Here is a 25,881-nt window from a genome sequence, read left to right as displayed (position 1 = left end):
CGGCGTTGGAAATTCTCTTGGACGCATCGTGGCACTGCGGCATGCTGTGGCGATGGAACCTGTGAATATAGCGATCGAGGGCCAGGGCGACAACCTGCCGCCGCTGCTGCTGCGACCGCCGGGCCCGGCCGATGTGACGGCCGTGGCGGAATTGTTCAACGATCCCCAGACGTCCCAGTGGTCGCTGGTGCCCAAGCCGTTCACCGAGGCGCACGCGAAGACCTTCCTGGAGATCGCGAGGCGTGACTGGAACCGTGATTCGCCGCGGTGGCTGATCTGCGACGCCGACGGGTCGAAGGTTCTGGGCACGGTGGCGCTGCGGCGGCACCCGCGCCAGACCTGGGAGGTCGTGTTCCACACCGCGCCGTGGGCCCGGCGGCGGCAGGTGGCGCTGCGGGCGGTGCACGCGGCGGTGCGGTTCGGGTTCGCAACGCTGTCGGCGCGGCGGCTGGAGTGGAACGCGATCGTCGGCAATCACCTGTCGCGGCTGATCGCGATCCGGTTGGGGTTCCAGTTGGAGGGGGTGGCCCGGGCCATGGCCGACCAGCGCGGCACCCGGGTGGACCAGTGGATCGGTTCGCTGCTGCCTGGTGAACTGCGGGAGCTGGACGACCCGCCGCCGGACTACGACGTCGACCGCAAGCGGGCGCTGCTGTTCTGCGGCGGCCAGCCGAGTCTGGACACCGCGGTGGAGGGGCTGCGGTTGCGGCCGCTGCACGCCGACGACATCGAGCTGATCGTCGAGGCGTGCCAGGATCCCGAGACGGCGCGGTGGACGACCGTCCCGCAGCCTTACGAGCGCCAGCACGCCGAGTACTTCGTGGACCAGGTCGGTGCCGGGAGCTGGCGGCAGGGCATCGCGGTCATCTTCGCGCTCGCCGACGCCGAGGACCGGTTCTGCGGCGGGATCGACCTGCGGCTGAACTCGGCCGACAAGCGGGTCGGCGAGGTGGGGTTCTCGAGCGCGCCCTGGTCGCGGGGCCGGGGCTATATGACCGCGGCGCTGCGGGCGGTGTGTGACTTCGGTTTCGATTCCCTCGACCTGGAACGCGTCGAGTGGAAGGCTTTCGTCGGCAACGTGGCCTCGCGCCGGGTCGCCGAGAAGGCCGGGTTCACCATGGAGGGAACCCTGCGTTCGGACGTGCTGGCACGCGGCGAGCGCGTGGACAGCTGGGTGGCAGCGTTGCTGAGAGGAGACCGGTGAACAACCTGACCGACGAGAGGTTCCCCGTCACCGAGTGGGACTTCGACGACCTGAGACTGCGGCTGTACCGGGAGTCGGACGCCGACGACGTCGCCGCGGCGGGCCGGGATCCGCTGGCGCGGAAGTACCTGTTGCGGCTGCCGGATCCCTACACCACCGAGGACGCGCTGGAGTACATCCGCGACGTCGCCGCCGGTGCCTGGACCTCCGGGCGGGCACAGTGGGCGATCGCCGACGCCAAGACCGACCGGGTCCTCGGCGGGATCGGGGTGCCGCGGATCCAGCCCGCCTTCAACTCGGCCGAGATCGGTTACGTGGTGGCGCCGTGGGCGCGGGGCCGCAACATCGCCTCCCGGGCCACCGCCGAGGTGGCCGAGTTCCTGTTCCGGCACGGCGTCGCCCGCATCGAACTGCACATCATGGTCGGCAACGTCGCCAGTCAGCGGGCCGCGTTCAAGGCCGGGTTCACTGTGGACGGGAAGCATCGGCAGGCCATCCCCACCCGGGAGGGCACGCAGGCCGACAAGTGGGTGTTCTCCCGGGTTCCCGGCGATCCGCCGGGTCCGGTCGCGCGCGCGATCCCGGACCTGCCCGACGGGCGGCTGACCGACGGCGTCGTCACCTTGCGTCGGCTGGGCCCCGAGGACGTCGAGGACCACTTCGCGCACCGCAGCCTCGCCGAGGTGTGGGGGCGCAGCGTGCCGCCGGTGGAGCCGGATCGCCGCTTCACCGAACAGATCTGCGAGTTCGGCGCCGCCGAGCAGTGGCTGCACGGCGCGAACGCCTTCATGTCCATCAGGGACGCGCAGACCGACGCCTACGCCGGTGACTTCGGCGTGCACGTCCAGATGGGCCCGCCCGGTGAGGTGATGCTCAGCTACGCGCTGGGCCGCCAGGTGCGGGGCCGGGGCTTCGCCACCCGCGCGGTACGGCTGGCCAGCGCCTGGGCGATCGCGGAACTGGGTGCCCGGCGGGTGATGGCCGGGACGGCCGCCGACAACGTGGCCTCGCAGAAGGTGCTGGAGCGGGCCGGTTTCACCCGCGAGGGTGTGCAGCGGGCGCTGCTGCCGGGCATCAACGGCACCCGGGTGGACAACGTCTGCTGGTCGCTGCTGCCGGAAGAGCTGTAGATGGAGATCGCGGCGGCGACGCTCGCCTCCCCCGGCAGCCCCAACGACGACACCTACATCGCGGGTCAGGGTTTCGCGGCGGTCCTGGACGGAGCCACCGCGCCGAAGGACCGCGACAGCGGCTGCGTCCACGACGTCCCGTGGCTGGTGGCCCGGCTGTCGGGGCACCTGGCGGCGCTGTTGACCCACGAAGACCAGACGCCGCTGCCGCGGCTGCTGGCCGCGACGATCGAACGCACCCGCGCCGACCACGGCGACACCTGCGATCTGTCCAATCCGGACTCGCCGTCCAGTACCGTCACGGTGCTGCGCGAGGGACCCAACACGGTCGACTACCTGGTGCTGGGCGACTCCCCACTGGTGCTGCGCGGACCCGGCGACACGGTTCAGGCCATTGTCGACGATCGGGTCGAGCACCTGCCCAGCTACACCTACGAGGCGGTGGCGCGGCTGCGCAACAGCCCCGAGGGGTTCTGGGTGGCCAGCACCGACGTGGGCGCGGCCGGGCACGCGCTGACCGGCAGCCTGCCGCGCGGCGAGGTCACCCGGGCACTGCTGTTGACCGACGGCGCCTCCCGGCTGGCCGACCGCTACGGCCGCGACTGGCCGGACCTGCTGGTGACCGCCGAGAAGTCCGGCCCGCAGACGCTGCTCAACGAGGTGCGCGCCGCCGACGCGACCGCGCCCGCGTCGCGGGGCAAACGCTTCGACGACGCCACCGCGGTGTGGTGCCGGCTGGCCTGACACGGCGAAGGCCCCAAGCGCGTCAACGCTTGGGGCCCAAGAACTAGAGGCAACGCCTCGACTCACGTCACATCTGCAGTCGCAGGATGCCGTAGTCGAAGCCCTTGCGGCGGTACACGACGCTGGGACGCCCCGTCTCCTTGTCGTGGAACAGGTAGAAGTCGTGTCCGACGAGTTCCATGTGGAACAGCGCGTCGTCGACGGTCATGGGTTCACCGCGGTGTTCCTTCTCGCGGACGATCCGTCCGGGAAGGTGGTCTTCGACCAGACCCTCGTAGGGGTCCACGTCCTCACTGATGACCGGGCGAGCCTTGTTGCCGTTTCCGTTGCCGGCGATCATGGCGGTGGCCTGTCCCACCGAGACGGGGGTGCGACGACCGTGGTGGACCCGGCGCCGGTCTGCCGAGCGGCGCAGCCGCTCACCCAGCTTCGCCGCGGCGGCCTCGAAGGCGGCCGTGAAGTCCTTGTTGCATGCCTCGGCACGGATGACCGGCCCCCGGGAACGGCAGGTGATCTCCACCCGCTGGCACTGCTCGTGCTGTCGCCGGTTCTTCTCGTGGTGTAGCTCGACATCGATCCGAATCACCTTGTGATCGAACTTGTCGACCTTCTTCCGAAGCTTGTCCTCTACGAGTTGCCGGTAATGATCCGGAACCTCGACATTTCGGCCCGTAACGACGATTTCCACGCCAATACCTCCCACACGATCACCACGTGTCTAACCTGGAGTTTCCATGAACCGGACTTCCCGCGTGCCGCCTGACGGTTCGCGACCCTGCTCGGAGGCGGGATAACGGGAAGAATACTCTCTCCCTTCACCCGATCGCGCCTTGCGCGTAATCTTCCTGAGATCTCTAGACAGTAGCGCTTCCGGGCACAAATGTCATCGGGGGGAGGACCCTGTTTTTCTGGGGAAATGCCGTGATGTCGCCGCTACGGTCACCGCGCCGCGGGTTGGTACGCCGCTGCGCTGCAACGCCGTTTCGGCGGCTGTGAGCGTGGCCCCACTCGTGACGATGTCGTCGATGAGGATCACCCGGACCGAGGGTCGGCGGGCGGTGACCGCGCGCAGCGCCCGGACCCGGGTCGCGAGTGCCCGCAGTGACCGCTGTGCCACCTGAGCCCGCTCGGCCCGGCCCAGGTCCGCCGAATCGGGCCGGGATCGGCAGGCCAGCACCCGGGCCAGCCGCACGTCGGGCAGCAGCCGGGTCAGCTCGCGTCCCAGCAGCCCCACGTGGTCGAAGCCGCGGTGCCGCAGCGCCCGCCGGGTGGGCGGTACCGGAACCAGCAACAGCGGCGCGGTGGCGGCGCCGACGGCCGACAATGCCCGGGCCAGCAGCCGCGACAGCGGGACGGCCAGGTCCCGGCGCCGGTGTTCCTTGAAGGCCAGCAGGCACCGCCGCAGCACGCCGGTGTACTCCCCCGCCGCGGTCACCGGCGGTCCCCCGGAACCGGGCTCGGCGGCGACCGGCGCCAGCGAGTCCAGCAGTCGCAGGCAGCCGGGACACAGCGACCGGCCCGGGACCACGACCGCGCCGCAGCCGCCGCAGTCCCGGGGCGCCACCAGATCCCGCAACCGGTGCAGGGCCTCCAAAGCGGGTGTCGCGTGAATCGGCATGGGTCCAGGTCAACACGAGGACGACCCAGCCGCCACCGGGTTTCAGCAGGGGTTAAGGCGCCGTGAACGGGGCCATGCCCGCGGCGTCCTCCTTGCCGACCTGCACCGGGGAGACGTCGGTGTACAGGCGGTGGATGATGCCGTTGATCTGCAACAGCACCGGGTCACCGGCCAGGTCACTGGTGCCGCGGTCGGTGGCGGGTTTGCAGCGCACCGCCAGCGCGTCGGCGCGGGCGGTGTCGCCGGTGGTACCGGCGCGGGGTTGCAGGTAGGCGCCGTCGATCGACGCCTCCCACAGCCAGGCGTCCTCGCCGGACACCGCGCCGATCAACAGCAGGTGGGTCTCGCGGCTCCAGGCCAGGTCACCGACGTCGGTGACGGCCTCGGTCACCGCGACCGGGTCGCCGAGCTTGGGTTTGGAGTCCTCGTCGGGCAGCACCGTCGACAGCCAGGCGCGGCCCTCGGCGACGTAGGCGACCCGGCGGGCGTCAGGAGACAGCGCGAGTTCGGAGACCTCGCCCTGCTCCTCGTCGATGGACAGTTCCTGTCGCTTGCCGGAGTTGATGTTCACGGTGACCGGGGCGCCGTTGTCGAGCACCAGCAGGGTGTCATCGTCAAGCCACTGTGGATCTTCGAGGTGCGGGGAGCTGAACTTCTCCACCTTCTCCAGGTCACCGGCCGGGCCGACCAGCAGCCGCTGCCGCCCGGACTTGCCGGCCACCACGGCGATGCGGTTGCCCTCCCGGTTGATGACCGCCTCGCTGAGCCCGGAAGCCTTGGTGCCCACGTATTCGGCGTCGGGTTCGTTGGCGGCGACCTCGCCGTCGCTGATGAAGTAGGCCAGTCCCTCGGCGGAGTCGCGTTCCTCAGGGGTGTGCTCGCGGTCCGACCAGGCCGAGACCTCGCGGGTGAGCCGTTCCTGGCCGTCCACGTACAGGCTGAGGGTCTGGTCGGAGCTCAATCCCATGGTCCAGGCCAGTTGCGCGCTCATGGTCTCGCGGTCCTTGGCCGGTTGCGAGGCCGAGTCCACCGAGATGTCGACGGTGACCCGCTCGCCGCTCTTGGAGACCGTCACCGCCTTCTCCCGCGAGGTCCCCTCCGGGAACGCACTGGTCACCGTGGAGCTGATCCAGTCGGAGGGCCCGCCCAGCAGCCAGTCGGTCAGCTGCGGGTACCGGGCCTCGGAGTCCATCAGTTCCTTGGGCAGCCAGCGGGCGTCGGGCACCAGGGTGTCGTCGTGACTCGACGCCGCCGAGAAGTACAGCGGCGACATCCGGTACCCCTTGGCGAAGAAGTCGTCGCTGAGGTACACCTGCCGCGGCGCCTCGGTCAGGTGCCACACGTCGGTGGAACGTTCCCGCTCCAGCTCGAAGGTCTGCTTGAACTCGTCGTCGCCCGACCAGGGTTTGACCTGGCCGTTCTGGCCGTAGACGCCGACGATGGTGCCCTTCGCGGTCACCTTGGCGCTGTAGGAGTCCCCGTCGGAGGCGCGTTTGACGCCGTCGCTGGGGATGCGGACCAGCTGGATGCCCTCCGACGGCTCCGACCACTTCTGCTTGCCGTCGGTCTTGAGGAACCGGCCCAGCCGTTTGTCGCGGCCGTTGACGTCACCGGCGGCGGCGCCCAGGAAGTTGCGGACCGTGGTGATCTCCTTGGTGGACGGCTCCAGGGTCTCGACGTCGGAGGAGTCGCCGTTGCCGCTGTCCTGCTCCACCTTGTCCACCTGGGTGGAGGGCCCCGAGGACGGGACCCCGCAGCCGCTCAGGCCCAACAGCGCGATCACGGCGAGCAGCAGCGGGTCACGACGCCGGTTCATCGTCAGCTCCATCGCAGGGGTCGGCCGAGAAGTCCAGCGGCAGCGGCGGGACCAGCACCCGGTCCCCGGCCCGCAGTGGCAGGCTCAGCCGGAACACCGCGCCCCGGCCGCGTTCGCCGACGGCCGTAAGCGTTCCGTTATGCAGCTTGGCGTCCTCGGTGCTGATCGACAGCCCCAGACCGGTGCCGCCGGTCTGCCGGGCCCGGGAGGGGTCGGCACGCCAGAACCGGTTGAACACCAGTTTCTCCTCTCCGGGTTTGAGACCGATACCCCGATCTCGCACCACGATAGCCACCGCCGTGGCCGAGGCGTCCAGTCGAACGCACACCGGTTTCGACTCGGCGTGCTCGATGGCGTTGCCGACCAGGTTGCGCACGATGCGCTGCACCCGGCGGGCGTCGACCTCGGCGATGACCGGGGTGTCGGGGAAATGCCGCCGCACCTCGACGCCGCAGCGCCGCGCCAGCTGGTCGAAGGACTTGATGACGCTCTCGATGATCGGGCCCAGCTCCACCGCCTCGGTGTCCAGCTTCGCGAAACCCGCGTCGAAGCGGCTGATCTCCAGCAGGTCGCCCAGCAGTTCCTCGAAGCGGTTGAGCTCGTCGTGCAGCAGCTCGGTGCTGCGCGCCGCCGTGGGCGGGAAGTCGTGTTTGGAGTCGTACAGCAGGTCGGCGGCCATGCGCACCGTCGTCAACGGGGTGCGCAATTCGTGGGACACGTCGGAGGTGAACCGGCGCTGCAACCGTGACATGTCCTCCAGCCGCACGATCTGCTGGTGCAGGTTCTCGGCCATCAGGTTGAACGAACCGGCGAGCCTGGCCAGGTCGTCGGAGCCGCGCACCGTCATGCGCTCGTGCAGCAGCCCGGCCGACAGCCGCTGCGCCGTGCGGGCCGCCAGCCGCACCGGGATCACCACCATCCGGGTGACCAGGCCCGCGATGACGCCCAGCATCAGCACCAGTGCGATTCCGGACACGATGAGCGCGTTGCGCACCAGCGCCGCGGCCTCCTCCTCGGTGTCCAGCGGGAACAGGAAGTACAGCTGGTAGGCGACCTTGTCGGTGTACACCGGGGTGCCCATCACCAGGAACGGCCGCTCCTCCTTGCCGTCGGGGTTGATGTTGGCGTACTGGAACGCCAGGTATCCCTCGCTGACGTCGTGTTCGAGGTCGGTGGGGATCATCGGCTCGACGAACTCGGGTTCCTTGGGGCGCGACTCCATGGTGTTGGCGTTGACGGTGCGCAACAGCACGGTGGCCTGCTGGGTGCCGTCGCCGTCGCCGGAGTGCTCGGCGGCCAGCCCGGCGAGCTTGTTCTCCAGCGCCGGGTCGTCGGCGGACGGGACGGTGGCCAGGTCCTGCGCGATCTGCTCCCCGGCCTGTGTGACCTGCTGTTCGGCGGCGTTGAGGCGTTTCTCCACCATGCCGCCGGTGATCGTGGTGGCCACCACGATCCCGAACACCGCCACCAGCAGCGCCGAGACGATCAGGGTCGCGGTCACCACCCGCAGTTGCAGCGAGGAGCGGTAGGCGCGCACCACCGGCGCCGCGAACCGTCGGCCCCGGGCCAGCAGGAACCGGATCAGCCGCCGGGCCCGACGCACGGCCGCGCGCGTCCAGCCGCCGACGTCACCGTTCCACGCCTTCAATCAGGCCGTCCCCGCCTTATAACCGACCCCGCGCACGGTCTGGATGAGCTGCGGGTTCTCCGGATCGGGTTCGATCTTGGCGCGCAGCCGCTGCACGTGGACGTTGACCAGCCGGGTGTCGGCCGCGTGCCGGTAACCCCACACCTGTTCCAGCAGCACCTCGCGGGTGAACACCTGCCGGGGTTTGCGGGCCAGCGCCACCAGCAGGTCGAACTCCAGCGGCGTCAGTTTCACCTCGACGCCGTTGAGGGTCGCCGAGTGCGCGGGGACGTCGATGGACACCTGCAGGCCGGGCCGTCCGATCTGGAGCCGCTCGGGGGCGACGTCGTCACCGCGCCGCAGCCGGGCCCGCACCCGGGCCACCAGTTCCTTGGGCTTGAACGGCTTGATCACGTAGTCGTCGGCACCCGACTCCAGGCCGAGCACCACGTCGACGGTGTCGGACTTGGCGGTCAGCATCACGATCGGCACGCCCGACTCCAGCCGGATCTGCTTGCACACGTCGATGCCGCTCATGCCCGGCAGCATCAGGTCCAGCAACACCACGTCCGGACGGTGTTCGTGGAACGCCTCGAGCGCCTGTTCCCCGTCGGTGACGAACACCGGGGTGAACCCCTCGGTGCGCAGGACTATCCCCAGCATCTCCGCCAGCGCGGGGTCGTCGTCGACGACCAAGACCCTTGCTCTCATACACCCATTTCCATCCGCTACGCAGTGGTTATACAACCGTAGACATTAAACGCGTGCTCTACAGGATACGGCCACGGTAGAGCCTCGACGACGACCTCACCCCGGCTCACGGCCGTTGGAGGCCGGTATTGCCGACGCATGTCACACTAAACCTTCGTGCGTTCGTCCACGTCTGCGAAGGGAAGTCATGACCGGATCACCGGTGCTGCCGCTGCGGCCGTTGACGATCGGTGAACTCCTGGACGCCGCGGCGGCGGTACTGCGCAGCCGCTGGCGGTCGCTGTTGGGGATGGCCTTCGCGCTGGCGCTGGTCGAGCAGATCGGCATGACGACGCTGCGGCTGCTGACCGTCGACGAGGTCAAGCCCAAGTACACCGACCAGATCGTGGACAACGAGCTGCTGGCCTGGCTGTGGATCATGCTGGGGCTGACCACCGAGCTCATCTGCATCTCGCTGTTGTCGGGCCCGGCCACCCGGGTCGCGGTGGCGGCGGTGCGCGACGAGGACCCGGCCACCCTGCCCCCGACCGTCCTGGACTCCCGGCAGTGGGGTCCGGTGCTGCTGTTCTCGATGATCATCGGCGTGGCGGGGCTGGTGGCGGCGGTGCTGTGCGTCCTGCCGTGGTTCATGGTCTTCGCCCTGTTCGGACTGTCGATTCCGGCGCTGGTCGCCGACGGGCTGCCACCGGACAAGGCGTTCTGGCGGTCCCCCAAGCTGTTCAAACGTTCCAGCGGCCGCACCGCCGGGGTGCGGCTGATGGCCTATTTCACGTGGCTGATCATCCGGCTGGTGATCACCTGCGGCGCGGTGGTGCTGCTGGAGTCGGGTCTCATCGACTTCACCACCGTCCTGTTCGACTACTTCCTGGTGTTCCTGGGCGTGTGTTACCTCGCCGTCAACACCGCCGGTTATGCGATGCTGGCCTGCGTGGACGCGGTGCTGCACATCGAGACCCGGGTGCGCACCGAGGGCCTCGACGTGGTGGTGTCGCGGATGCGGGCCCGTGGCCAGCCGGTCGACATCTCGGCTCCGGAGGCGCGATGAACTGGTGGACGCACCCGGTCGCCGACATCGGCGACTGGTTTCCCGGCGGGCTGTACGGCCTCGGCCTGACGGTGCTGCTGATCGGCCTGGCCATCGGACTGCTGCTGCAACCGTTCGGGCTGTACCGTTTCAGCCACCGTTTCGCCAAAAAGGACAAACCGAAGGACGCCACCGACATCGTCGTGGCCGAACCGGTCGCCGACGAGGCGCTGCCGGAGCTGCCCTCCGACGCGCTGTTGGCCCGGGCCCAGCAGTTCATGGCCACCGGCGACTACCGCAACGCGGTGCGGGAATGGCTGCGGGTGGCGGTGCGGGACCTGGTGGAACGCGCCGTCATCGAACACCGTCCCGGTTGGACGGTCACCGAGCTGGCGCGGGCCGCCGGGCAGGCGCTGCCGCCGATCGCGGCCTCGCTGGACGAGGCGGCGCGGGTCTTCTCCGACATCTGGTACGGCGGTTACGAGGCGAACCTGGAGGCCGCCACCCGGATGCGGGACCTGCACATGACCATCACCGCCACCGTCTCGGCCAACCCGCCGGTCGCCACCGTCACCATGGAGGCGCCATGACCGCCGTCGTCGACACCGAGGTCCGGCAGCCGCAGCCCGAAGCGCCGCGCAAGCGGCCGCCGCTGCGTCGCCGTCACCTGCTGATCCCGCTGGCCGCCGCCGCGGCGCTGATCGTGTTCACCATCGTCGCCGCGTTCGTCGAGTCGCCGAGCCCCGGCTCCGACAGCTTCCTGTCGCCGCGCGCCGCCGGCGGCAACGGATCCTCGCAACTGGCCAAGAGCCTCGAGGAGAAGGACGTCACGGTGGACCGGTTCACCGACGCCGGTGACTCCTTCTTCGACGCCGCCTCCAGCGGCGACACTACCGTGTTCATCCCGGCCCCCGACTACCTCAACTCCTCCGAGATCTCGCGGTTGCAGGAAGCGGCCATCGCCGAGAACACCCGGGTGGTGTTCGTCGACCCGTCCCGGGACCTGTTGGGCTCACTGGGTTTGAGCGAGGCGGGCGCGCCGCGCATCGCCCCCAAGGTCGTGGCTCCGTCCGATGGCTGTGACCTGCCCGAGGCCGCCAAGGCCGGGGACGCGGGCATGCTGCGGCAGGCCTACGCCGAGGCCAAGTCCAGCGGCGGGCTCGAACTCGACCTGAACTGGCGATTCTGTTACGACGACGGACTGGCCTGGACCGGGACCGGCAGCATGTCGTTCGTGGTCGCCGGGGCCGCGGATCCGTTCACCGACGAGTACTTCGGCGAGGCCGGGAACGCGGAGCTGGCCACCGGGCTTTTGGGACAGCACCGCAAGGTGGTGTGGCTGGACAAGCATTCGCTGACCAAGGAACCGCCGCCCAGCGAGACCCTGCCCACGCCCGACGGCGACTACACCCCGCCGCCGGACCCCAGCCGCGACCCGATCGAATACCCCAACCAGGGGCAGACCAACCCGATCTACGACGCCATGCCCGCGTGGATGTGGGCGATGCTGCTCGGGGCGCTGGTGCTGGGCGTCCTGATGGCGCTGTGGAAGGGCCGACGGCTGGGGCCGCCGGTCACCGAACCGCTGCCGGTGACGGTCCCGGCCGCCGAGACCGTCCACGGCCGGGCCCGGCTGTACCGGCGCGCCCACGCCTACACCGAGACGCTGCGGGCGCTTCGTGCCGGTGCGCTGCACCGGATCCGGCCGGTACTGGGCCTGTCCTCACAGGCCGGTGACGCCGAGGTCGTCGAGGCGGTGGCGACGCGCACCGGCTGGCCGCGCGAGCACATCACCGCGACGCTCTACAGTACGCAACCGACCAACGAAGACGAGCTCTACAACGCGACCCAGGCGATCGACGCGCTGGTGTCGGCCGTGGAAAACGCGAGCCCACAAGGGAGTAACTGAGTGAATGACATATCGATGCCACTGCCGAACCCGCGCGAGGCACGGGAGGCGCTCGGCCTCTTGCGCAGCGAGGTGAGCAAGGTCGTCATCGGACAGGACGCCACCATCTCGGGCTTGGTCGTCACGCTGCTGTGCCGGGGACACGTCCTGCTGGAGGGCGTGCCGGGAGTGGCCAAGACCCTGCTGGTGCGCGCGATGGCTCAGGCGCTCTCCCTTGACACCAAACGGCTTCAGTTCACGCCCGACCTGATGCCCGGCGACGTCACCGGTTCACTGATCTACGACTCGCAGACCAGCCGGTTCGAGTTCCGGCAGGGCCCGGTGTTCACCAACCTGCTGCTGGCCGACGAGATCAACCGCACCCCGCCCAAGACCCAGGCGGCGCTGCTGGAGGTCATGGAGGAACGGCAGGTGACGGTGGAGGGGCTGCCGCGTCCGGTGCCCGAGCCGCTGTGCGTGGCCGCGACCCAGAACCCGGTCGAGCACGAGGGCACCTATCCGCTGCCCGAGGCGCAGCTGGACCGGTTCCTGTTGAAGCTGACCGTCCACACTCCCAGCCGCGAGGACGAGGTGACGATCCTGCGGCAGCACAACGCGGGCTTCGACCCGCACGACCTGGCCGCCGCCGGGGTCAAGCCGGTGGCCGGGGCCGCCGAGCTCAAGGCCGCCCAGCAGGCCGTGGACGCCGTGCAGGTCGCCGACGGCGTGCTGGCGTACATCGTGGACATCTGCCAGGCCACCCGGCAGTCGCCGTCGCTGTCGCTGGGCGCCTCGCCGCGCGCGGCCACCGCGATGCTGGCCGTCAGCAAGGCCTGGGCCTGGCTGGCCGGACGCGAGTACGTCACGCCCGACGACGTCAAGGCGCTCACCCACGCGACCCTGCGGCACCGCATCCAGGTGCGGCCGGAGGCCGAACTGGAGGGCGTCACGGCCGACAACGTGCTCAACTCGCTGCTGGCGACCGTCCCGACGCCGCGATGATCACCTGGCGTCCCGTCGCGCTGTTCGCGGCGTGCCTGCTGACCCTCCCGTTGTGGCCGTGGCCGTACGTGGGACTGCTGGTCATGCTCGTCATCACGGTGGGCATCTCGGTGACCGACGCGGTGCTGGCCGCCAGCCCCGGCAACGTCACCATGTGGCGCACCGGCGACTCGGTGACCCGGCTGGGCGGCACCGTCACGGTGACCCTGCACGTCCGCAACGACGGCGGCCAGGCCATCACCGGCCGGGTCCGCGACGCCTGGACCCCGTCGGCGGGAGCCCACGGCGAGGAGTACGCGCTGACGCTGCCGCCCGGCGCCACCGCCAAGCTGGCCACGACGCTCACCCCCACCCGGCGCGGCGACCGGCCCAGCGCCCGGGTCACGATCCGTTCCTACGGGCCCTTGGGTTTCGCCTACCGGCAGACCCCGCACAAGGCCGCCCGGCTGGCGACGCCACAGTGGAAGATCCGGGTGCTGCCGCCGTTCCACGCCCGCAAACACCTGTCGGAGAAACTGGCGCGGCTGCGGGTCATCGAGGGCGCGGTCGCGGTGCGCGGCCGGGGCCAGGGCACCGAGTTCGACGCGCTGCGCGAATACGTCGCCGGTGACGACGTGCGCTCCATCGACTGGCGGGCAACGGCCCGGCGACAGTCCATAGTCGTCAAGACCTGGCGGGTGGAGCGGGACCGGCGGGTGCTGTCGGTCATCGACACCGGCCGCACCTCGGCGGTGCGGGTCGGCGACGAACCCCGGCTGGACGCCCAGATCGAGGCCTGCCTGCTACTGTCCACAGTAGCCTCCTACGCCGGGGACCGGGTCGACGCGCTGGCCGTGGACACCGAGGTGCGCGCCGCGGTGGAGTCCGGCTCCGGCAAGACCGTGATGCCGCGCCTGATCCGGGCCATGGCACCGCTGCAACCGGCCCTGGTGGAGACCGACTTCGGCCTCGTGGTCAGCGAGGTGCTGCGCCGCGAGTCCAAACGGGCCCTCGTCGTCCTGTTCACCTCGCTGGAACCCGGCGCCATCACCGAATCGCTGCTGCCAGCGCTGCCGCAGCTGGCTGCCCGGCACAAGATCATCGTGGCGACGGTCGCCGACCCCGAGGTGGCCAGGTTGCGGTCCAGCCGTTCGGAGATGCTCGACATCTACCGGGCCGCCGCGGCCGAACAGTCGCTGGTGGAGCGTCGCAAGGTCGCCGCCGCGCTGGCGCGCCACGACGTCGAGGTCATCGACGCTCCCGCCGACCAGTTCGCCCCGGCCGTCGTCGACAAGTACTTGATGCTCAAGACGACCGGCGGCCTGTAACCGGAACGCTGTCACCAGGTGACCGGCAGAGCGTGCATGCCGTAGATGAAGGAGTCGTGCTTGAACGGCAGCTCCTCCTCCGGCACGGCCACCCGTAGGTCGGGGATCCGGTCGAACAGCGTGCGGTAGACGATCTCCAGTTCCAGCCGGGCCAGGTTCTGGCCGAGGCACTGGTGCACCCCGTATCCGAAGGCCAGGTGGTGCCGGGCGGCGCGGTGGATGTCCAGGGCGTCCGGGTCCTCGAAGGCGGCCTCGTCGCGGTCGGCCGAGGCGGTCAGCAGGATGACGCCCTCGCCCTCACGGATGGTGACACCGCCGACCTCGATGTCGGCCAGCGCGGTGCGGGCGGGGACGAAATCGGCGATCGTGAAGTACCGCAACAGTTCCTCGACGGCGTTCGGCCACAGTGAACTGTCGGCCTTGAGTTCGTCGAGCTGCTCGGGGTTGTTGAGCAGCGCGACGGTCCCCAGCGAGATCATGTTGGCGGTGGTCTCGTGGCCCGCCAACAGCAGCAGCCGGGCCAGGTCGCGGGTCTGGTCGTGGTCGTATTCGCCGGTCTCCCGGGTCTTGACGATGAGCCTGCCGATCAGGTCGTCGCCGGGTGCGGCCTCGGCCCGGGTCACGAGTTTGTCCATATAGTTCGACAGGTCTGACAGCGCGGCGTGCCGCTGCTCCGGTCGCAGCGTCAGGTTGAGCATGGCGCCGGACCGTTCCTGGAAGAAACCGTGGTCGGAGTACGGGACGCCGAGCAGGTCGCAGATCACCAGCGACGGCACCGGCATCGCCAGTGACGCGACCAGGTCCACCGGTTTCTCGGCTGCCAGCATCGCGTCGATGTGCTCGTCGACGATCCGCTGGATGCCCGGACCCATGCCCCGGATGCGTTTGACGGTGAACTCGGTGATGACGGGGCGGCGCAAGGCGGTGTGCTCGGGCGGATCGAGCCCGATCAGCGAGGGCGTCACCTTCAGGTCGGGTGCCTCACGCATCTCCACGATCGACGGGAAACCCGGGTTCTCGCGGCTGATGGACAGCCGGGGATCGGCCAGCAGCGCGCGGGCGTCGGCGTGCGAGGCCACCAGCCACGCGGAGCGCCCGGAGGGCAGCGTCACCTGGGAGATGGTGGGGGCGGCGCGCAGTGCGGCGTAACCGTCGGGAGGGTCGTACGGGCACGAACGCGCCATCGGGAATGCGTTTCGGGGGGTCGAGGCGGTGTCTGTCATCTGGACACTCCAATCGCGACATATGCTGGCGAACTTCGTTCGCCTGTGCGCCAACATATGTCGCGAAACTTGGAGAATCCGCGAATTCTCAGGCGGCTCTCAGCTGTAGTCGTAGAAGCCCTTGCCGGTCTTGCGGCCGTGGTCGCCCGCGGCGACCATGCGCGACAGCAGCTCCGGCGGGAAGAACTTGGAGTCGCCGGTGTCGTTGTAGATGTTCTCGGTCGCGTGGCGCAACACGTCCAGTCCGGTCAGGTCGGTGGTGGCCAGCGGCCCCATCGCGTGGCCGAAACCGAGTTTGCAGGCGACGTCCAGGTCCTCGGCGGAGATGACGCCGTTCTCCACAAGCGACACTGCCTCCATGACGAGGGCGCAGATGAGCCGGGTGGTCGCGAAACCGGCGACGTCGCGGTTGACCACGACGCAGGTCTTGCCGATCTCCTCCGCGAAGGAGCGGGCGGTGGCCAGGGTGGCGTCGCTGGTCTTGAGGCCCCGCACCAGTTCGCACAGCTTCATCATCGGGACCGGCGAGAAGAAGTGGGTTCCCACAACGGATTCCGGGCGCGAGGTGACCGCGGCGATCTGGGTGATCGGGATGGCCGAGGTGTTGGTGGCCAACACCGTCGAATCACGACAGATCTTGTCGAGCTCGGTGAAGATGTCCTGTTTGACGTCGAGGCGCTCGAAGACGGCCTCCACGACGATGTCGGCCTCGGCGGCGGCGTCCAGGTCGGTGGTGGTGGTGATGCGGCCCAGCGCTGCCTCGGCGTCGGCGGTGCTGATCTTGTCCTTGGCGGCGAACTTCTCCAGGGAGCCGCGGATGTTGGCCACGCCCCGCGCCGTCGCCTCGTCGGTGAGGTCACGCAACGTGACCGTCCAGCCCGAGACCGCCGCGACCTGTGCGATGCCCGAGCCCATGAGGCCCGCACCGATGATCGCTACCTGACCTGCCATACCGTCCTCCTATTACCTGTGAGTAGCACCGTCGACCTTAGCGGCCACTCAGCTGGCGGTAGGGTCGGCCCATGACCGTGCGCCTTACCAAGATCTACACGAAGACCGGTGACCAGGGCACCACCGGACTGTCGGACTTCAGCAGGGTCCCCAAGACCCACCCGCGCATCACCGCCTACGCCGACGTCGACGAGACCAACGCCGCGCTCGGGGTCGCGCTGGCGCTGGCCGAGTACCCGGCGGAGATCCGGGAGGTCGTCGTCGCCGTCCAGAATGATCTGTTCGATGTGGGCGCTGACCTTTCCACTCCGGTGGGCGAGGACCCGAAGTATCCGCCGCTGCGGATCACCGACTCCTATGTGGCCCGGCTTGAGGAGTGGTGCGACCTCTACAACGAGCAGCTGCCCAACCTGGAGTCGTTCATCCTGCGCGGCGGCACCCCGGCGGCGGCCCTGTTGCACCAGGCCTGCGTGATCGCCCGACGCGCCGAGCGCAGCACCTGGGCGCTGCTGTCGGCCGAGCCCGAGTCGACCCACGCGCTGCCGGCGACCTACCTCAACCGACTGTCCGATCTGCTGTTCGTGCTGGCCCGCACCTGCAACGACGGCGACGACGTGCTGTGGAAGCCCGCCAAACACGCCTGATCGGGGTGTGACTTGGGCTAATTCGGTCGCTTGTGTCATACCGGCCACATAATCTGGCGGGCATGACAGACGCGATCATCGCTCGCGGCCTCGTGAAGACCTACGGGTCGGTCAAGGCCGTCGACGATCTGGATGTGGTGGTTCCCGAGGGGACCGTCATGGGGCTCCTGGGGCCCAACGGTGCCGGGAAGACCACCACGGTGCGCATGCTCACCACGCTCATCGCGCCCAATGAGGGCGAGATAACCATCAAGGGCATCGACGTGGTGGCCAAACCCAACAAGGTCCGCGAGATCATCGGGGTGTCGGGGCAGTATGCCGCCGTCGACGAGAACCTCACCGGTTACGAGAACCTGGAGATGGTGGGGCGGCTCTACCACCTGGGCAAGGCCAAGGCCCGCAAACGGGCCCACGAACTGCTGGAGCGTTTCGACCTGACCGAGGCGGCCAACCGTCCGTCCAAGACGTACTCGGGCGGTATGCGGCGGCGGCTCGACCTGGCCGGTGCCCTGGTCGCCGCTCCCCCGGTGCTGTTCCTGGACGAGCCGACCACGGGGCTGGACCCGCGCAGCCGGGTCGGCATGTGGGACGTCATCAACGAGCTGGTGGCCGAGGGCACCACGCTGCTGCTGACCACCCAGTACCTGGAGGAGGCCGACGAGCTGGCCGAGGACATCATCGTCATCGACCACGGCAAGGCCATCGCGCACGGCACTCCGGACCAGCTGAAGCGCCAGATCGGCGGGGAGCGGCTGGAGATCACGCTGCACTCCAAGGCCGACGCCTCGGCGGTGGTGCAGACCGTCGACGCGCTGGGCATGTCGGGTTACACCGTCGACGACGAGACCCACAAGATCTCGATCCCGGTCACCGACGGCACCGAGGCGCTGTTCGAGGCGGTGCGGCGGTTGGACGAGGCGTCGGTGAAGCCCGCCGACATCGGCATCCACCGACCCACGCTCGACGACGTGTTCATGCGACTGACCGGCCACGCCGCCGAAGAGTCCGAGGACGAGGAGACCAAGGCATGAGGGAGCGCAGCGAGCGAATGAATGAGCACAGCACCGCCGGTCTTCGTGCCGACGAGCGAAGCGAGGACGCACGATGACCGCACTCGTAGACGGCTGGGTCGTCGCCAAGCGCAACCTCATCAAGATCAAGCGCGTCCCGGACCTGCTGATCTTCTCCACCATCCAGCCGATCATGTTCGTGCTGCTGTTCGCCTACGTGTTCGGCAGCGCCATCAAGGTGCCCGGCACCAACGACCCGGCCGCGTACCGGGAGTTCCTGATGGCGGGCATCTTCACCCAGACCGTCGCCTTCGGTTCCTCGCTGACCGGCATGGGGCTGGCCGAGGACATGACCAAGGGAATCATCGACCGGTTCCGGTCGCTGCCGATGTCGCGGGCCGCGGTCCTGATCGGACGTACCACCTCCGACCTGCTCAACAACGTGCTGGTCGTGGCGGTCATGGTCGCCTGCGGCCTTCTGGTCGGCTGGCGCACCCACACCAACGTCCTCGACGTGGTGGCCGGTTTCGGGCTGCTGTTCCTGTTCGGGTACGCGATGAGCTGGATCTCGGCCACGATCGGCCTGTCGGTCAAGAGCGTGGAGGTGGCGCAGTCGGCCGGGTTCATCTGGATGTTCCCGCTGACGTTCCTGTCCAACGCGTTCGTGCCCACCGAGGGGATGCCCACGGTGCTGCGGACCATCGCCGACTGGAACCCGGTCTCGGCGATCGTGCTGGCACTGCGGCAGCTGTGGGGCAACCCGGGGGTCGAGCCGACCGGTTCGGGCTTCCCGGTGGAACGTCCGGGGCTGTACTCGCTGCTGACGATCGTGGCGATCCTGGTGATCTTCGTGCCGCTGTCGATCCGCGCCTACCGCCGCGCCGCCAGCCGCTAGCCGGTCACCGGCTGACGCCGGACTCAGTCATTGTCGAAAAAGTCGGAGGCCGCCCCTGGTCCCGGGGACGCGGCCGGCCTCCAGCCACGCTCACAAGCTAATCGTTGTCAAAGAAGTCGGAGGCCGCCCCCGGTGGGGCGGCCTCCAGCCACGATAGGAATCCGTTGAGCGCCGAGCGGGTCATGGCGATCTCGACTTGCTCGTCCGGCGCTTTGCAACACAGGATGACGACACTGGACGGGAATACCTGCCGCTCCGCCCCCACTGGTTCCCGGCGCTGCTCGACCTTGAGGTCGGCGCGGTCCAGGGTGAGTCGGGGGCGGACGGCGTAGCTGAACATCCGGTACCACGACAGCCGGCCGGAGTTGAACTTCGCGAAGCCGGGCGCCCAGCCGCGTCCGGGGACGCGCTGGTAGATGCGCACGGCCATCGCGATGGCGCCGCCCTTGGTGAGGAAGGAGCGGCGCACGAACAGCAGGGCGAGGGCGAGTCCGGCGAGCACGGGGATCGCCGCGATGGCCGAAATCGTCTCTATCAACTACCGACCCACCTTCACCCGTTGTCGCCGCGGTCAGGAAGCCGTGGTTTGTGCTGGCTCGCAGGTTTCCGCCAGCACGGTGGCACCGGTTCCGGTGACCGAGAGGAAGCCGCCGTTGACCTGGTAGGCGATCTCCTCACCGGATTCGGTCTTGATGCGGACGGTGCCGGGGTCGGCGAGCTGGCCAAGCAGCGGGGCGTGACCGGGCATGACACCCAGTTCGCCTTCGGTGGTACGGGCGATCAGCATCGTGGCTTGACCGGTCCACACCTTCTCTTCCACGGCAACCAGTTCGACGGTCAGCGTCTTAGCCACAATGCTCCTCTTATTACTACGTGAATCTCCACGGGCGGTGCCTGCGAGTTTAGCGGCATCTTCACGCATCACCAATGCGCGGTACCGCGGCTGTCTTGCGGGTCTCCCCCTTACACGCGCAGCGGGTCGGGATAGTCGATGCCGCGCAGCTCGGGAGGCAGGTGGCCGACGTCGTTGTAGGTGATGACGCGGGGGCCGGAGTCGGAGCTGTAGCGGATCACCGTCAGTCCACAGTGATAGTCGACGGGGCGCAGCCAGCCGTGGGCGGGTGCGTCCATGGCGCTGGCCACGAAGTAGTTGATCAGGTTGCCGTGGCTGACGACCAGTTCCGTGGTGTCGGTGTCGGTCACCGTGGTGTAGCGGTCGACGGCGGATTTCGCCTGGAGCGGGCCTTCGGCGCGGACCTCGTCGGGCAGCTGCGCGAAGAAGTCCTGCTGGCTGCTGGTGAGGACGTCGTCGTCGGGGATGGTGGGGATGCACTCGCGCAACAGTTCGTCGGCGTGCCGGGGGATGCCGGAGAACCGGAAGGCGAGGACATCGGCGGTCTGGACGGCGCGCAGCGCCGTGGAGTGGTGCACCACGTCGAAGGGCACCTCGGCGAGCCGGTCGGCCAGCAGCGATGCCTGCTGGCGGCCCAGGTCGGTGAGTCTGCCGTCGTCGACCGAGCCGTTGGGGTCGTGCTCGTAGGCACCGTGTCGCACGAGGTACAGCAGGCGATGCTGGGGCATGTGTGGTCGGAGTCCTCTCAACGCGGGGGCGCGGGCACGCACACATTAACTGATTTGAATGCGTGACCGCGCGGTACGCGTGAGGATTCCGGCCGGTCAGAAGCTCTTGGAGTGCCGCGACGCTCAGGTGTCGGTGTCGCGGCGGGCCTCGGCCTGTTTCAGGCACAGCCCGGCTATCGCGTTGGCGAACGACCAGATGTCGGTTTCGATGCTGATGGCGTAACCGGCGCCACGACGGGTGTGCTCGCTGTCGGGTTCGCGGTTCAGCTGGTTCATGGCGCTTTCGCGCAGCGACGTGGCTTCGACGCCGCATTCCACCACCCCCGACCACAGCTCGGGAGAGACGTTTCCCTCCTGCAGCTCCGCCCGAAACCCCCGCAGTCGTTCTCGGAGCGTCACCAGTCGCGCGGCGGTATCCGGCTGAATCCCGGGACAATCGGCATCCACGAGGGGTACCTTCCTTCCTGCGGCCGGGCGTTTGTCGAATCAACACGCTACGCCGAGATCACCCGAAACGTCCACCTCGTGATCACGAATTGGCGACCCCGTCTTCATTCGGGGCTGTCTCATGGCCGCTTTGTGGATGGGAATGGCCGGTTCGGGCCATCGTGTGCGCCAAATATGCGACGCCTGTCATAGCTTGGTATTTCCCTTAACCCTCACCCGGAGGAATGAAACATGCCCCCTTCGACGCCCCGGTCGCCGAAGTTCAGCCGACGGGGTCTGCTGGCCGCCGGCGGCGGCGCGACTGTCCTAGCTGGACTTGGTGCCAGCTTCGGTCTCGGTGCCGCTTCCGCCTCGGCCGACACGGCGGTGCCGCCGTCCGGCAAGTTCGACCTGACCGCCCCGTCCAACCGTCTGTTCTGGAAGAAGCCGCTGCACAACGTGACGGTGATGCAGTGCTTCAGCTTCGACAACGCCAAGGGGCACCTGTACACCCTGCAGGTGACGCAGGGCAGCTCGCCCGCGCAGGGGAATCTCACCATGACCCAGCTGGATCTGACCGGCAAGAAGCTGGGACGCATGTACCTCAAGGGTTTCGGACACGGGATCTCCTTCGGGGTGCAGCCGACGTCCAGCGGTCCGGTCATGTGGACCGAGGCCGTCATCGGTCCCGGCGACCGGGCCACGAAGGTGTGCCGGTTCAGGTTCCGCAACACCACCACACCGATCACACAGGACGACGTGGAGCTGTTCACGCCGATCGAGGGCATGCGCAGCGCCTCGTGTTCGCTCGACCTGGACCACAACACCATCGCGGTGCGGTACATCAAGGACGGCCTGGACTCGATGCACGTGTCCCTTTACGACTTCACGAAGTTCGCCGCCGGGGACTTCTCCGCTCCGCTGACGGACATCAGCCTGGGCCAGGTGCATCCGCCCGGGATCACCCCACAGGGCTATCAGCACTATGGACAGCACCTGTACCTGTTCCAGGGCAACGCCTACTACTACGACGAGGGCACCGCCGAGGAGCACTGCGACGTCACCCACCCCGACGGGGAGCTGGACGGCAACGCCAAGGTCAGCCGGATCAACTTCAACGACCCCTCCGACCACGAGACCCATCTGACCAAGGCCGGGTTCTCGCTGAACTTCCGGGAACCGGAGGGCCTGGGACTGCTCAAACTGGACGGCAAGCCGCGGCTGTGCATGGGTTTCGCCTCCGGTTGCGCGGGTTCCCGGCTGGCCAACGTCTACTACAAGGATTCGGACCCGACGTGAGGAGAGGTTTCACAGCCGGTATCGCATGGCGATGTCCCCGGCATTGCGCACCGGAGCCGCGACCTCGGCGAATCCGGAGCGCCGATAGGCTCGGCAGGCACTTTCGTTGTGCGGCATGACCTCCAGGTAGAGGTCGGTGCAACCCTGTTCGCGTGCCCAGGCGGCGACCGCGTCGACGAGCAGCCCGGCCAGGCCGTGGCCGCGTCCAGCGGAGCCGACCCACATGGAGATCAGCTCGGCCTGGCCGTCGAGGTGTTCGGGACGTACGCCCGCCACCAGGCCCACCGGCTCCTCGTCCAGATAGGCGGCGAAGACGGCGCCGTCGGGCCAGTCCCGCCACTGCTGTTCGGTGCGCGCGGCCGAGTCGGCGTAGTTGCCGCCGAACCACTGTTCGTCGGCCTTCAGCGCCGCCAGCCGCAGCTCGCGTTTGATCCGCCAGTCCTCGGGGCCGAGCCCGCGCACACTCACCCGGTTGTCATCGCTCATGAGCAGTGATCCTGCTGGGCGGCGGCCGGAACGTCAACGGGTTTAGGCAGGGAAAGGCGACGCCCGGAACACCCCGATCCGGACGCCGCCTTGATCATCGCCGGTTCACTTACCGGCCTGCAGTGCCTTCCAGGTCTCGGCGTTGACGACACCGTTGGCCTCGACACCGGCGGCGGTCTGGTAGTCGGTGACGGCCTGCTTGGTCTTGGGACCGAACTGGCCGTCCTGGGACACCTCGGCGCCCAGGGCGGCGGTCAGGGCACGCTGCACCCGGGACACGTCGGCACCGGAGGAGCCCTCCTTCAGTTCCGGGGTCTCCCCCATCGACAGCAGCGCGGTCCAGGTGTGTTTGTCGACCTTGCCGCTGGCCTCCAGACCGACCTTGGTCTGGAACTCCTTGGTGGCCGTGACGGTCTTGTCGTCGAAGCTGCCCGAGGGCTTGTCACCGGTGGGGAAACCGGCGTCGGCCAGCAGGCACTGGGCCGCGCGAACTTCGGAGCCCTTGGAGCCGGTGGCCAGATCCGGGTAGGCCTTGAATCCGTAACCGGCGCAGCCGCCGACGAGTTTGTTGGCCGCTTCGCTGCCGAGGCTCTCCGATTGTGCCGGGTCTTCGATCGGAGTGGCCTTGACGCCGGGGAACAGGATGAAGTCGACGACCTTGCCGCTGACGCCGCCGGTGGCCGGGTCGGGGTCGATGCCCAGTGCCTCGGCCAGGGCGTAGGAGCCCTCACCGATGATCGGCTTGGGTCCCAGGTCGCCGACGACGGCGTAGACGACCTTGTCCTCGTAGGTGACGGCGGCGACGGTGCCGCCCTCGATGCCCTCGCCCTTGTAGTCCCACTTGTCGCTGGGCAGCGGGACGACGATGTGCGGCAGGGTCGCCGAGTTCAGCGGCTGACCGTCCGACTGCGGGAACGCGGTCTCGTTCTGCCAGGACGGGTCGGTGTTCTCGTTGCACTCGTCGGTGCGCTGGCCGTCGCAGTCGATGTCGAAGTCGCTCTTCCAGTGGACGGCGCCACCGGCGGACTTGCACACCGGGATGCTGCCGGAACCGTCGGCGTCCTCGGCGTACTCACCGTTGGACAGCTGGGTGTCGCAGCCGTTGACGGCCTCGCGCAGCTGGTCGGCGGTGGGTCCTTCGGCCTTGCCGCCGCCGTCGTCGGTGCCCGAGGCGAAGGCCCAGGCTCCGGTCAGGGACGCGGCGAGAGCCACCACGCCCGCCACGGCGATCAGTGATCGTCTCATGTGTTTACTCCTTTGGGGATCGAGTGGTACGTCTCAGCAGGCGTAGCCGCCGCCGACCTCGCAGTAGCGGATGTGGAGGTGGTTGTCGTGGTTGGCGTATTCGCTGGTCAGACCCTCGGCGATCAGCTTCGGGTCATTGAAGAGGATGAAGACGACGTGTCCGGAGGCGGCGGCGCGGATGTCCTTGACCAGCTGCCGGGTGGCGTCGCGGTCGTATTCGGCCGACTCCCAGGTGATGCGGTCGGCCTCGCACTGCTTGGAGTCGCCGCGGATCGGCCACACGTCGACGTCGAGGCCGACCTCGTGGCTGCCGTGTCCGGGGATGTCACCGCCGTGCTCGAAACCGATGTCGCCCACTGGAAGCGGGCCGTTGCCGGATTCGGCGAAGGTCTTGGCGCCCGCCTCCAGCTGTCCGACGGCCGAGGCGGTGCCCCAGTCGGCCTTGCCGTTGCCGTCCGGGTCCTGGTCGCACAGGGTCCCGGCCTCGAAGTCGGGATAGTCGAAGTGCCACACCAGGTTGCGCCAGGTCTCGACGTTGACCGCGCCGGTGGCGGAGATCTTGGCGTGCTCCTGGAACTTCCTCACCTCACCGGCGAGCGCGTCGTCGAAGGTCCCGTTGACCTCAAGGGACAGTCGCTGTTTGGCGTTGAGCTGCACCTGAAGCGCCTTGACGGCCTCGCCACTGGCGCCGGTCTCCAGGTTGGGCGCCAATGCCTCCCAGGTCTTGGGGCCGACGATGCCGTCGGCGTCCAGGCCCTTGGACTCCTGGAACTTCTTGACGGCCGATTCGGTGGCCGCGTCGAAGGCGCCGGTGGCCTCGACCTGGTGTCCGGCCTGGGCGAGCAGGTGCTGGACCGACAGGGTGTCGGCGCCCCGGTTGCCGAGGTTCTGCATGTGGAACGCGGCGTTGGGGTACGCGGAGGCGGAACCGGGGACCAGCGTCCACGTCAACGCGGCGGCCACGGCGACCGCCAGCAGCGAACCGATCAGGTGGCGACGTTTCATCGGGGCGTCCTCACGGGGTGGGGGGCATCACGCGCGTCAATCTATAGCGGATATAAGTGCACGTCAACGCGCGAGTACCGGGTATATCCCCATGTCAGGACGGTGCGTGTGGTCCGGTTATGGGGCGTTGTGGACCGGCTGTAACCCTGGGTGCCGTGAGGGTGCCCGCTTCGGGCTATTTGTCCCGGGACATGGCGAAGCCCTTCATGAACGGCCGCTGCAACGCCAGGAACACCAGGATCGGTGGTATCGAGGCGATCAGCGCGCCCATCATGAGCGGGCCGTAGGCCAGGCCCTCACCGGCCTGCTGCAACGAGGCCAGCCCCTGCTGCACCACCCAGTCCGACTCGTCGTTGACCGTCAACAGTGGCCACAGGTACATGTTCCAGCCGTACAGGAACTCGATGACGGTCAGCGCGCCGATCACGTTCCACGACACCGGGATCAGCACCTTGAACAGGAACTGCATCGGGTTGGCGCCGTCCAGTTGCGCCGCCTCCGACAGGTTCGCCGGCAGGTTGGCGAAATGCTGCCGGAACAGGAAGGCGGCGGTGGCCGAGGCCAGGAACGGGATCGTCAGACCGGACAGGTTGCCCGACATGCCCAGGTCGTCGACGATGCCGAACAGCGCCAGGATCGAGATCTCGGTGGGCATCATCAACGTGACCAGGACGCCGAAGAACACCAGCCACCGGCCCGGGAACCGGAAGTACACGAAGGCCAGACCGGCGAGCAGACCCGTGACGGCCTTGCCCCCCGAGATGATGACGGCCATGAGCACCGAGTTGAGCATGAAGGTGCCCAGGTTTCGCTTGTTCCACACCACATCGAAGTTGTCGGCCAGCGACGATCCGGGCCACAGCTGCACGTTGGCCATCTCGGAGTTGTTCTGGGTGGCGATCAGCAGCGCGTACACCACCGGGGCGCACAGCACGAAGCAGATGACGATCAGTGCCACGTGCAGCCGGACGGTGCCGCGCCGTCGGCGGACCGGACGCGGTTCGGTCTCGGGGCTGTCGGCGATTGTCGGGGTCAGTGCCATCGT

General features: G+C 68.6%; 27 protein-coding genes. 12 read left to right on the top strand and 15 right to left on the bottom strand.

Translation table 11 applies throughout. The features are described 5' to 3' along the window. Positions 1 to 52 precede the first annotated feature (52 nt). The 3 genes from SNAS_RS09160 to SNAS_RS09150 are packed head-to-tail and all read left to right on the top strand — an operon-like array spanning position 53 to position 3,078. Positions 53 to 1,204, top strand: coding sequence for a GNAT family N-acetyltransferase (locus tag SNAS_RS09160; RefSeq protein WP_013017123.1), 1,152 nt, complete (start codon positions 53 to 55; stop codon positions 1,202 to 1,204). After that, positions 1,201 to 2,334, top strand: a complete 1,134-nt coding sequence (locus SNAS_RS09155) for a GNAT family N-acetyltransferase (RefSeq protein ID WP_013017122.1) — start codon at positions 1,201 to 1,203, stop codon at positions 2,332 to 2,334. The genes SNAS_RS09160 and SNAS_RS09155 overlap by 4 nt, the downstream gene beginning before the upstream one ends. Then, the gene (locus SNAS_RS09150) at positions 2,335 to 3,078 is read left to right on the top strand and encodes a protein phosphatase 2C domain-containing protein (protein WP_013017121.1); all 744 of its coding nucleotides are present in this window, start codon (positions 2,335 to 2,337) and stop codon (positions 3,076 to 3,078) included. A 67-nt stretch (positions 3,079 to 3,145) separates the two neighbouring features. Here SNAS_RS09150 and hpf read toward each other — a convergent pair whose 3' ends face one another. The 5 genes from hpf to mtrA form a co-directional block, all read right to left on the bottom strand. Beyond that, positions 3,146 to 3,766 (bottom strand): ribosome hibernation-promoting factor, HPF/YfiA family, encoded by a 621-nt coding sequence (gene hpf / locus SNAS_RS09145; protein WP_013017120.1) that lies wholly within the window; start codon positions 3,764 to 3,766, stop codon positions 3,146 to 3,148. Between the two features lie 195 nt (positions 3,767 to 3,961). Continuing rightward, on the bottom strand, positions 3,962 to 4,696 hold the full coding sequence (locus SNAS_RS09140; RefSeq protein WP_013017119.1) for a ComF family protein: 735 nt from the start codon (positions 4,694 to 4,696) through the stop codon (positions 3,962 to 3,964). A gap of 52 nt (positions 4,697 to 4,748) precedes the next feature. Then, positions 4,749 to 6,512, bottom strand: a complete 1,764-nt coding sequence (locus SNAS_RS09135) for an LpqB family beta-propeller domain-containing protein (RefSeq protein WP_013017118.1) — start codon at positions 6,510 to 6,512, stop codon at positions 4,749 to 4,751. Further along, positions 6,496 to 8,160 carry an MtrAB system histidine kinase MtrB gene (gene mtrB, locus SNAS_RS09130; RefSeq protein WP_013017117.1) on the bottom strand — a complete coding sequence of 555 codons (1,665 nt, stop codon included), beginning with the start codon at positions 8,158 to 8,160 and terminating at the stop codon, positions 6,496 to 6,498. Before mtrB ends, SNAS_RS09135 begins: the two co-directional genes overlap by 17 nt. Then, positions 8,161 to 8,850 carry an MtrAB system response regulator MtrA gene (gene mtrA / locus SNAS_RS09125; protein ID WP_013017116.1) on the bottom strand — a complete coding sequence of 230 codons (690 nt, stop codon included), beginning with the start codon at positions 8,848 to 8,850 and terminating at the stop codon, positions 8,161 to 8,163. A 187-nt stretch (positions 8,851 to 9,037) separates the two neighbouring features. Between mtrA and SNAS_RS09120 the strand changes: the two genes are divergently transcribed. Genes SNAS_RS09120 through SNAS_RS09100 form a run of 5 tightly spaced genes read left to right on the top strand, consistent with a single transcriptional unit; the run spans position 9,038 to position 14,071 of the window. Continuing rightward, the gene (locus SNAS_RS09120) at positions 9,038 to 9,895 is read left to right on the top strand and encodes a hypothetical protein (protein ID WP_013017115.1); all 858 of its coding nucleotides are present in this window, start codon (positions 9,038 to 9,040) and stop codon (positions 9,893 to 9,895) included. Then, a complete protein-coding gene (locus tag SNAS_RS32585) occupies positions 9,892 to 10,464 on the top strand; it encodes a DUF4129 domain-containing protein (protein WP_013017114.1) in 573 nt (190 codons plus the stop codon). The genes SNAS_RS09120 and SNAS_RS32585 overlap by 4 nt, the downstream gene beginning before the upstream one ends. Next, positions 10,461 to 11,783, top strand: a complete 1,323-nt coding sequence (locus SNAS_RS32580) for a DUF4350 domain-containing protein (protein ID WP_013017113.1) — start codon at positions 10,461 to 10,463, stop codon at positions 11,781 to 11,783. Before SNAS_RS32585 ends, SNAS_RS32580 begins: the two co-directional genes overlap by 4 nt. Positions 11,784 to 11,798: 15 nt before the next feature. Next, on the top strand, positions 11,799 to 12,764 hold the full coding sequence (locus SNAS_RS09105; protein WP_041624690.1) for an AAA family ATPase: 966 nt from the start codon (positions 11,799 to 11,801) through the stop codon (positions 12,762 to 12,764). After that, entirely contained in the window at positions 12,761 to 14,071 is a 1,311-nt protein-coding gene (locus SNAS_RS09100; protein ID WP_013017111.1) for a DUF58 domain-containing protein, read from the top strand. The genes SNAS_RS09105 and SNAS_RS09100 overlap by 4 nt, the downstream gene beginning before the upstream one ends. Positions 14,072 to 14,082: 11 nt before the next feature. Here the strand turns inward: SNAS_RS09100 and SNAS_RS09095 are convergent, their stop codons facing one another. Both SNAS_RS09095 and SNAS_RS09090 read right to left on the bottom strand, forming a co-directional pair. After that, the gene (locus tag SNAS_RS09095; RefSeq protein ID WP_013017110.1) at positions 14,083 to 15,294 is read right to left on the bottom strand and encodes a cytochrome P450; all 1,212 of its coding nucleotides are present in this window, start codon (positions 15,292 to 15,294) and stop codon (positions 14,083 to 14,085) included. Between the two features lie 99 nt (positions 15,295 to 15,393). Then, the gene (locus tag SNAS_RS09090; protein WP_013017109.1) at positions 15,394 to 16,245 is read right to left on the bottom strand and encodes a 3-hydroxyacyl-CoA dehydrogenase family protein; all 852 of its coding nucleotides are present in this window, start codon (positions 16,243 to 16,245) and stop codon (positions 15,394 to 15,396) included. A gap of 71 nt (positions 16,246 to 16,316) precedes the next feature. Here SNAS_RS09090 and SNAS_RS09085 point away from each other — a divergent pair, with 71 nt between their 5' ends. The 3 genes from SNAS_RS09085 to SNAS_RS09075 all read left to right on the top strand — a co-directional run bounded on the left by SNAS_RS09085 (position 16,317) and on the right by SNAS_RS09075 (position 18,794). Further along, positions 16,317 to 16,889 (top strand): cob(I)yrinic acid a,c-diamide adenosyltransferase, encoded by a 573-nt coding sequence (locus SNAS_RS09085; RefSeq protein WP_013017108.1) that lies wholly within the window; start codon positions 16,317 to 16,319, stop codon positions 16,887 to 16,889. A gap of 62 nt (positions 16,890 to 16,951) precedes the next feature. Continuing rightward, positions 16,952 to 17,920 (top strand): daunorubicin resistance protein DrrA family ABC transporter ATP-binding protein, encoded by a 969-nt coding sequence (locus tag SNAS_RS09080; RefSeq protein WP_013017107.1) that lies wholly within the window; start codon positions 16,952 to 16,954, stop codon positions 17,918 to 17,920. A gap of 73 nt (positions 17,921 to 17,993) precedes the next feature. Continuing rightward, positions 17,994 to 18,794 carry an ABC transporter permease gene (locus SNAS_RS09075; protein ID WP_013017106.1) on the top strand — a complete coding sequence of 267 codons (801 nt, stop codon included), beginning with the start codon at positions 17,994 to 17,996 and terminating at the stop codon, positions 18,792 to 18,794. Between the two features lie 97 nt (positions 18,795 to 18,891). On the opposite strand, the gene SNAS_RS09070 is transcribed toward SNAS_RS09075, so the two are convergent. The 4 genes from SNAS_RS09070 to SNAS_RS35070 form a co-directional block, all read right to left on the bottom strand. Continuing rightward, entirely contained in the window at positions 18,892 to 19,329 is a 438-nt protein-coding gene (locus tag SNAS_RS09070; protein ID WP_052305251.1) for a DUF2550 domain-containing protein, read from the bottom strand. A 36-nt stretch (positions 19,330 to 19,365) separates the two neighbouring features. Next, positions 19,366 to 19,647 carry a F0F1 ATP synthase subunit epsilon gene (locus SNAS_RS09065; protein WP_013017104.1) on the bottom strand — a complete coding sequence of 94 codons (282 nt, stop codon included), beginning with the start codon at positions 19,645 to 19,647 and terminating at the stop codon, positions 19,366 to 19,368. Positions 19,648 to 19,757: 110 nt separating this feature from the next. After that, positions 19,758 to 20,375, bottom strand: a complete 618-nt coding sequence (locus SNAS_RS09060) for a histidine phosphatase family protein (protein ID WP_013017103.1) — start codon at positions 20,373 to 20,375, stop codon at positions 19,758 to 19,760. A gap of 123 nt (positions 20,376 to 20,498) precedes the next feature. Continuing rightward, positions 20,499 to 20,822 (bottom strand): hypothetical protein, encoded by a 324-nt coding sequence (locus SNAS_RS35070; protein WP_013017102.1) that lies wholly within the window; start codon positions 20,820 to 20,822, stop codon positions 20,499 to 20,501. Positions 20,823 to 21,053: 231 nt separating this feature from the next. Between SNAS_RS35070 and SNAS_RS09050 the strand changes: the two genes are divergently transcribed. After that, positions 21,054 to 22,100 (top strand): phage baseplate protein, encoded by a 1,047-nt coding sequence (locus tag SNAS_RS09050; protein WP_013017101.1) that lies wholly within the window; start codon positions 21,054 to 21,056, stop codon positions 22,098 to 22,100. Between the two features lie 9 nt (positions 22,101 to 22,109). On the opposite strand, the gene SNAS_RS09045 is transcribed toward SNAS_RS09050, so the two are convergent. The 4 genes from SNAS_RS09045 to SNAS_RS09030 form a co-directional block, all read right to left on the bottom strand. Then, positions 22,110 to 22,586 (bottom strand): GNAT family N-acetyltransferase, encoded by a 477-nt coding sequence (locus tag SNAS_RS09045; RefSeq protein ID WP_013017100.1) that lies wholly within the window; start codon positions 22,584 to 22,586, stop codon positions 22,110 to 22,112. Positions 22,587 to 22,691: 105 nt separating this feature from the next. Continuing rightward, on the bottom strand, positions 22,692 to 23,831 hold the full coding sequence (locus SNAS_RS33890) for a peptidoglycan-binding protein (protein WP_013017099.1): 1,140 nt from the start codon (positions 23,829 to 23,831) through the stop codon (positions 22,692 to 22,694). Between the two features lie 33 nt (positions 23,832 to 23,864). Then, complete coding sequence (locus SNAS_RS09035) at positions 23,865 to 24,836, bottom strand: penicillin-insensitive murein endopeptidase (RefSeq protein ID WP_013017098.1); 972 nt, start codon at positions 24,834 to 24,836, stop codon at positions 23,865 to 23,867. A gap of 175 nt (positions 24,837 to 25,011) precedes the next feature. Next, entirely contained in the window at positions 25,012 to 25,878 is an 867-nt protein-coding gene (locus tag SNAS_RS09030) for a carbohydrate ABC transporter permease (protein WP_013017097.1), read from the bottom strand. Positions 25,879 to 25,881 lie beyond the last annotated feature (3 nt).

This window comes from Stackebrandtia nassauensis DSM 44728, from assembly GCF_000024545.1.
In the GTDB taxonomy this organism is placed as follows: Bacteria; Actinomycetota; Actinomycetes; order Mycobacteriales; family Micromonosporaceae; genus Stackebrandtia; species Stackebrandtia nassauensis.
The sequence above is the reverse complement of the archived record's forward strand: the minus strand, read 5'-3'. Positions and strand labels throughout refer to the sequence as shown.

Excerpts from the sequence above, each read along its gene's own strand:
- SNAS_RS32585 (WP_013017114.1), top strand. The coding sequence starts at position 9,892 with ATGAACTGGTGGACGCACCCGGTCGCCGACATCGGCGACTGGTTTCCC.
- SNAS_RS09050 (WP_013017101.1), top strand. The coding sequence starts at position 21,054 with ATGCCCCCTTCGACGCCCCGGTCGCCGAAGTTCAGCCGACGGGGTCTG.
- SNAS_RS09090 (WP_013017109.1), bottom strand. The coding sequence starts at position 16,245 with ATGGCAGGTCAGGTAGCGATCATCGGTGCGGGCCTCATGGGCTCGGGC.
- SNAS_RS09135 (WP_013017118.1), bottom strand. The coding sequence starts at position 6,512 with ATGAACCGGCGTCGTGACCCGCTGCTGCTCGCCGTGATCGCGCTGTTG.
- SNAS_RS32580 (WP_013017113.1), top strand. The coding sequence starts at position 10,461 with ATGACCGCCGTCGTCGACACCGAGGTCCGGCAGCCGCAGCCCGAAGCG.
- mtrA (WP_013017116.1), bottom strand. The coding sequence starts at position 8,850 with ATGAGAGCAAGGGTCTTGGTCGTCGACGACGACCCCGCGCTGGCGGAG.
- SNAS_RS09100 (WP_013017111.1), top strand. The coding sequence starts at position 12,761 with ATGATCACCTGGCGTCCCGTCGCGCTGTTCGCGGCGTGCCTGCTGACC.
- SNAS_RS09080 (WP_013017107.1), top strand. The coding sequence starts at position 16,952 with ATGACAGACGCGATCATCGCTCGCGGCCTCGTGAAGACCTACGGGTCG.
- SNAS_RS33890 (WP_013017099.1), bottom strand. The coding sequence starts at position 23,831 with ATGAGACGATCACTGATCGCCGTGGCGGGCGTGGTGGCTCTCGCCGCG.
- SNAS_RS09105 (WP_041624690.1), top strand. The coding sequence starts at position 11,799 with ATGCCACTGCCGAACCCGCGCGAGGCACGGGAGGCGCTCGGCCTCTTG.
- SNAS_RS09035 (WP_013017098.1), bottom strand. The coding sequence starts at position 24,836 with ATGAAACGTCGCCACCTGATCGGTTCGCTGCTGGCGGTCGCCGTGGCC.
- SNAS_RS09150 (WP_013017121.1), top strand. The coding sequence starts at position 2,335 with ATGGAGATCGCGGCGGCGACGCTCGCCTCCCCCGGCAGCCCCAACGAC.
- SNAS_RS09075 (WP_013017106.1), top strand. The coding sequence starts at position 17,994 with ATGACCGCACTCGTAGACGGCTGGGTCGTCGCCAAGCGCAACCTCATC.
- SNAS_RS09095 (WP_013017110.1), bottom strand. The coding sequence starts at position 15,294 with ATGACAGACACCGCCTCGACCCCCCGAAACGCATTCCCGATGGCGCGT.
- SNAS_RS09120 (WP_013017115.1), top strand. The coding sequence starts at position 9,038 with ATGACCGGATCACCGGTGCTGCCGCTGCGGCCGTTGACGATCGGTGAA.
- SNAS_RS09045 (WP_013017100.1), bottom strand. The coding sequence starts at position 22,586 with ATGAGCGATGACAACCGGGTGAGTGTGCGCGGGCTCGGCCCCGAGGAC.
- SNAS_RS09160 (WP_013017123.1), top strand. The coding sequence starts at position 53 with ATGGAACCTGTGAATATAGCGATCGAGGGCCAGGGCGACAACCTGCCG.
- SNAS_RS09060 (WP_013017103.1), bottom strand. The coding sequence starts at position 20,375 with ATGCCCCAGCATCGCCTGCTGTACCTCGTGCGACACGGTGCCTACGAG.
- SNAS_RS09030 (WP_013017097.1), bottom strand. The coding sequence starts at position 25,878 with ATGGCACTGACCCCGACAATCGCCGACAGCCCCGAGACCGAACCGCGT.
- SNAS_RS09085 (WP_013017108.1), top strand. The coding sequence starts at position 16,317 with ATGACCGTGCGCCTTACCAAGATCTACACGAAGACCGGTGACCAGGGC.
- SNAS_RS09140 (WP_013017119.1), bottom strand. The coding sequence starts at position 4,696 with ATGCCGATTCACGCGACACCCGCTTTGGAGGCCCTGCACCGGTTGCGG.